This is a genomic window from Collinsella aerofaciens, assembly GCF_039752985.1.
Lineage (GTDB): Bacteria > Actinomycetota > Coriobacteriia > Coriobacteriales > Coriobacteriaceae > Collinsella > Collinsella aerofaciens_BT.
The window spans coordinates 1-4,903 of record NZ_JBDMHA010000006.1; the positions used below are offsets into that span (position 1 = coordinate 1).

At 60.4% G+C, this 4,903-nt stretch carries 6 protein-coding genes; 3 read left to right on the plus strand and 3 right to left on the minus strand.

From position 1 onward, the window contains the following. Together ABHR76_RS01495 and ABHR76_RS01500 are read left to right on the plus strand one after the other, a co-directional pair. Window positions 1–294, plus strand: a 294-nt coding sequence (locus tag ABHR76_RS01495) for a VUT family protein (RefSeq protein ID WP_346976613.1), incomplete at its 5' end; no start/stop codon positions are given. A 9-nt stretch (window positions 295–303) separates the two neighbouring features. Continuing rightward, the gene (locus tag ABHR76_RS01500) at window positions 304–984 is read left to right on the plus strand and encodes an SDR family NAD(P)-dependent oxidoreductase (protein ID WP_022093973.1); all 681 of its coding nucleotides are present in this window, start codon (window positions 304–306) and stop codon (window positions 982–984) included. A 50-nt stretch (window positions 985–1,034) separates the two neighbouring features. Here the strand turns inward: ABHR76_RS01500 and ABHR76_RS01505 are convergent, their stop codons facing one another. Both ABHR76_RS01505 and ABHR76_RS01510 read right to left on the minus strand, forming a co-directional pair. Then, window positions 1,035–1,760 (minus strand): uracil-DNA glycosylase, encoded by a 726-nt coding sequence (locus ABHR76_RS01505; protein WP_138375191.1) that lies wholly within the window; start codon window positions 1,758–1,760, stop codon window positions 1,035–1,037. 88 nt (window positions 1,761–1,848) lie between these two features. Then, window positions 1,849–2,751, minus strand: coding sequence for a DMT family transporter (locus tag ABHR76_RS01510; RefSeq protein WP_138375190.1), 903 nt, complete (start codon window positions 2,749–2,751; stop codon window positions 1,849–1,851). 158 nt (window positions 2,752–2,909) lie between these two features. On the opposite strand from ABHR76_RS01510, the gene ABHR76_RS01515 reads away from it, so the two are divergent. Then, the gene (locus tag ABHR76_RS01515) at window positions 2,910–3,776 is read left to right on the plus strand and encodes a LysR family transcriptional regulator (RefSeq protein ID WP_346976615.1); all 867 of its coding nucleotides are present in this window, start codon (window positions 2,910–2,912) and stop codon (window positions 3,774–3,776) included. Between the two features lie 27 nt (window positions 3,777–3,803). On the opposite strand, the gene ABHR76_RS01520 is transcribed toward ABHR76_RS01515, so the two are convergent. Continuing rightward, window positions 3,804–4,903: MATE family efflux transporter (locus tag ABHR76_RS01520; protein ID WP_346976617.1), on the minus strand; the 1,100-nt coding region annotated here is incomplete at its 5' end.

The following is a 4,903-nucleotide window of genomic DNA, read 5'->3' on the forward strand; positions in this document are numbered from 1 at the left end:
CTCAACCAGTCGCTCGGCCGCATGCTCAAAAAGAATAACTTTGCGAGCTTTGCCTTCCGCTCCTATGTGTCCACGGGTGTTGGCCAGTTTATCGACAACTTGGTCTTTGCCATTGTGGTGAGCCACACGTTCTTTGGTTGGACCTGGGTGCAGGTCCTTATGTGCTCGCTGACCGGCGCTGTTGCCGAGCTGCTGTGCGAGGTTTTCCTGAGCCCCGTGGGCTACAAGGTCGTGCGCGGCTGGGAGCGCGAGAATGTGGGCTCCGAGTACCTCGAGCGCCACGCAACCGCCTAAGGAGCAAGTATGCGGGTTTTGATCACGGGTGCTTCGGGCGGTATCGGAGCCGCATGCGTGCAACGATTTTTGGACGAGGGCCACGAGGTCGTGGGCTTTGATTTGCTACCGGCGGCGATCAAACACGAGCGCTACCGCCATCTGATCGTTGATGTTCGCAAGCCGGACGCGTTTCCAGACGATCTTGAACCCCAGGTGATCGTGAACGTTGCCGGTACGCAGGATTCGGCTGACGACATCGCCGCCAACCTGTATGGCACCATCAACGTGACCGAGCGCTACGCCTTTGCGGGGGAGGGGCTTGCCGCCAAGCCGGCGCCGGCTATCAAATCCGTGGTCAATGTGGGGTCGGCGAGCGGGCATACGGGATCGGAGTTTCCCGACTATGCCGCCAGCAAGGGCGGCGTTATCGCCTACACCAAGAACCTTGCAAACCGTCTGGCGCCGCAGGCTATCGCCAACAGTGTGGACCCGGGTGGCGTTATCACGCCGCTCAACCGTTGCGTGATGGAAGACGAACACCTGTGGAACCAGATTATGGAGCTCACGCCGCTTAAGCGCTGGGCCACTGCCCAAGAGATCGCCGAGTGGATCTACTTTGTGGGCGTGACCAACCGGTTTATGACCGGGCAGAGTCTGCTGATCGATGGCGGCGAGGCCGGCCGCACACAATTTATTTGGCCCGAATAGGAAACGCGCCCGATGGAAAGCCGTCGGGCGCGTTTTTGATGTATCGATTTTTAGCCGAGGCAAGTCCAGTTGACGGGGGTCGAGCCGTGCTGTTCGAGTAGCCGATTGGCTGCCGAGAAGGGACGCGATCCCATAAAGGCGGGGAGTTCTGCCGTGGCACGGTTGGCCGAAAGCGGCGAGGGGTGCGTGGAGGCCAGGCAGAACTTGCCGGTTGCCTTGCCCGCACCGGTTGCGACGAGCTTACCTTCGACCATCTGCTGGGCAAAGCGACCCCATGCCAAAAAGACTACCGGTTGGGGCAGCTGACAGCAGCGCTCGATAACGTAGTCGGTGAGCGCGCTCCAGCCTAGTTTGGCGTGCGAATTGGCGGCATGCTCGCGCACGGTGAGCGTAGTGTTGAGGAGCAGGACGCCCTGTTGTGCCCATGGGGTTAGGTCTCCCGTGGCGGGAATGGGACAACCCAGATCGGCTTTGAGTTCCTTGTAAATGTTGCGCAGGCTCGGTGGCAACTTGGTTTGCGTCGCGGGGACCGAGAACGACAGCCCCATTGCCTGGTTGGGTCCGTGATAGGGGTCTTGACCCAAGATGACAACCTTGACCTGGTCGGCCGGCGTGTAGGCGAGGGCATTGAGGATGTCGTCTTGTGCTGGGTAGATAGTCTGCTCGGCACGCAAAAGGGCGATGCGCTCGAGCAGCTGGTTCGTAGTGTCACGTACCGGCTGCGGTGCATCGCCCAACCAAGTTGCTATGTTGCGGTCGCGGGTCGCGGCGTCCATGGGGCTCCTTTACGTCAGATGCTCTGCTGGCATCTATTGTAAAGGCGCACCGGTTGCCTTTATGCCGCGGCTGTATGAAGAGTGGGGTCTACGAGACGTGCTCGGGCGCTCCTGCCATGCGAGCCTGTCCATGTGCGCGGAGGCGCGGAAGCTCGACGGTTGCTACCATGACGCCGGTGAGGATGAGGGCGGCGCCAAAGAAGGCGATGGGGCTCAGGACCTCGCCGACCAGGAAGAACGAAAAGACGGCGGAGCAGACCGGCTCGAGCGAGAAGGCGAAACCGGTGGTCTCGGCGGGCACGTGGGGCTGCACGAGCGTCTGGGTGATAAAGCCGTAGGCAGAGCAGATGAGCGCGAGGGCAACGACGACCACGATCTCGCTGGGCGTACTGGGAAGTGCGAAACCGCCAAAGACGCATGCGGCAATGCCCGAGAACAGGCCGCCAAAGCCCAGCTGCCAAACGCCCAGGGACAGCGGATCGACTTCTTCGACAAAGCGCTTGGCCACGATAATGTGGCTGGCATAGATAAAGGCCGAGAGCAGCATGATGATCGCGCCGGGATTCAGGCTGGTAAAGTCGGCGCCCGAGAGCAGCAGCATGCCGCAGGTGACGATAGCCGTGCCGATGAGCACCTTGCGCTCGGGGGCGCGGCGCAGCAGGGCGGCGTTGGCAAACGGCACGATCACGACCGTCAGGCTCTGCAAAAAGCCGGCAGTGGAGGCAGAAGTGAGGCTGGAGCCCAAGCACATGCAGGTGAGCTCGGTTGCCATAATGGCGCCGATGATAGCGGCACGAACCATAAGGTCGCGGTTGATGCGGAACGCGCGCTTGTGGAAGAGCAGCAGACAGGCCACAAAGGCGATGATGCAGCGCAACGCGACGATGCTCGTGGCGTTCATGCTGTCCATGCCGATCTTCATGAGGGGATACGAAAAGCCCCATGCGACGGGAACGGAAAATGAGAGCGCGATTGCTTTTTTGCGATCCATGGGACTCCTTTTGTTACAGAACGGTTTCGCACAAAGGATTCTGCTCTCAGATGTTGATGTAGTAAAGCGAATGTATCTTCAGTATGATTAAGAAACGCTAAAGTAGGCGCGAAAAGCGCTGGCAAAACGTTTTACGGCTGCATTGATGTGGAGGCACGATGGCATCGCGGTATCAGATTGTTTGTATGGTGGTCGACCGCGGCAGCCTTAAAGGCGCGGCGGACGAGTTGGGCTATACGCAAAGTGCGGTGAGCCAGGCCGTCAAGGCGCTCGAGCGCGAGCTGGGCACCACGCTTATCGAGCGCGGAAAGCAGGGCGTTTCGCTTACGCGCGACGGTAAACAATATCTGCCGTACCTGCGCCAGATTGTGACCGCCGAGCTCGAGCTCGAGGGCAAGCGGCAGGAGCTGCTGGGGCTTTCGTCGACTGATATTCGCATCGCGACGTTTACCAACGTGAGTCGAACCGTGTTGCCGCGCGTGATCCGCGACTTTGGTACGCTGCACCCGGGCGTACGCTTTACCCTCAAGCAGGGCGATTACACGCGCAACGCCCAGTGGGTGCACGATGGCGTGGTTGATTTTTGCTTTACGGCACGCGGATTTACCGCTGGGCTCGAGAAGCGCGTGGTCTATCACGACGAGTTGGTGGCATTGTTGCCGGCCGCGCATCCGCTGACGGCAAAGGAAAAGGTGACACTCGCCGACCTGGCGTCCGAGCCGTTTGTACTGCTGGATGAGGGCGAACAGAGCCTGGTGCTCGATGCATTTGCGGCGCATGGGCTGTCGCCGCACGTGACGAGCGAGGTGACTGACGACTACACCATCATGGCGATGGTGGAGGAGGGCCTAGGCGTGAGCATGCTCTACCGTCGTACTGTGGAGGGCATGCGAGCCGATATTCGTGTGCGGCCCATCGTGCATGCCCCCTCGCGCGACGTGGTGGCCGCCTGGCGCAGCTGGGACACCATGCCTATCGCCACGAGGCGCTTTATCGACTATATGAGCTCGCATATTGTCAATTAATGACTGTCGTGGCGTTGAGTGCGGTGTTTAGCGGGCTGTCGCTTTGGCTTGGGTGGCGCGATAGGTGCGTGCCGGGTGGCAAAGTAGTACCGCCACGACCATAAAGAACGCCGTGGTGCCCAGGCTGATGGGGTAGACCATCATGATGTTCGCAAAGGTGCGGAAGTGCGGGAACACGCAGAACACCCAGTAGAAGCGGATGCCGCAGACGCAGATCATGGTGATGAGGGCGGGTGTGAGCGAGATGCCAAAGCCGCGCAGGTAGCCTGACATGTTTTCGTAGAACATGCTAAAGGCGTACGCCGGGAAGATCGAGCACACGCGGATATAGCCGATCGAGACGATGTTGGGATCGCTGTTGAACAGCGACAAGATCTCGCGCCCCAGGCCGACAATAACGATGATCGTGGTGAGCGCGACGATACCGCCTTCGACCAGGCAGGCCTTGAGCGTTTTGGTGCAGCGGTCGATCTGGCGGGCACCGTGGTTTTGTCCCACAAAGGTGGTGCACGCCTGGCTAAAGCTGTTGAGCAGGTTGTAGCATACGTACTCCAAGCTCATGGCGGCGCTCGATGCCGCCATGAGCTCGGTGCCCAGGCTGTTGATGGCGGACTGGATGATGATGTTGGCTACGGCAAAGACGGCGCTTTGGATGCCGGCTGGCAGGCCGATCTTGACGATGCGCTTGAGGGCGACGGGGTCGATAGCCAAGTCACGCGGGGTGACGCGGACGACAGAGTCGGTCTTGAGCAGGCGGATAAAGAGCGTAGCGGCGCTGACGGTGTAGGCGATGGCGGTGGCGATGGCGACGCCCGCGACGCCCCAGTGAAGTACGGGGACAAAGATGAGGTCCAGGCCAATGTTGAGGACGGTGGACACGGCAAGCGCCTGCAGCGGCATGCGGGTGATGCCGACGGAGCGGAAGATCGCGGCCTCAAAGTTGTAGAGCAAAATCGAGGGCATGCTCAGCAAAAAGACGCGTAGATAGAGTGAGGCGAGCGGCATGGTCTCGGCGGGAACGTTGAGCGCGGCGAGCATGGGCTCGGCAAAGATCTCGCCCAGAGCGATGACGACAAAGCCCACGAGTGCCATTAAAATCGAGGTATGGACGGCGCGTTTGACCATGT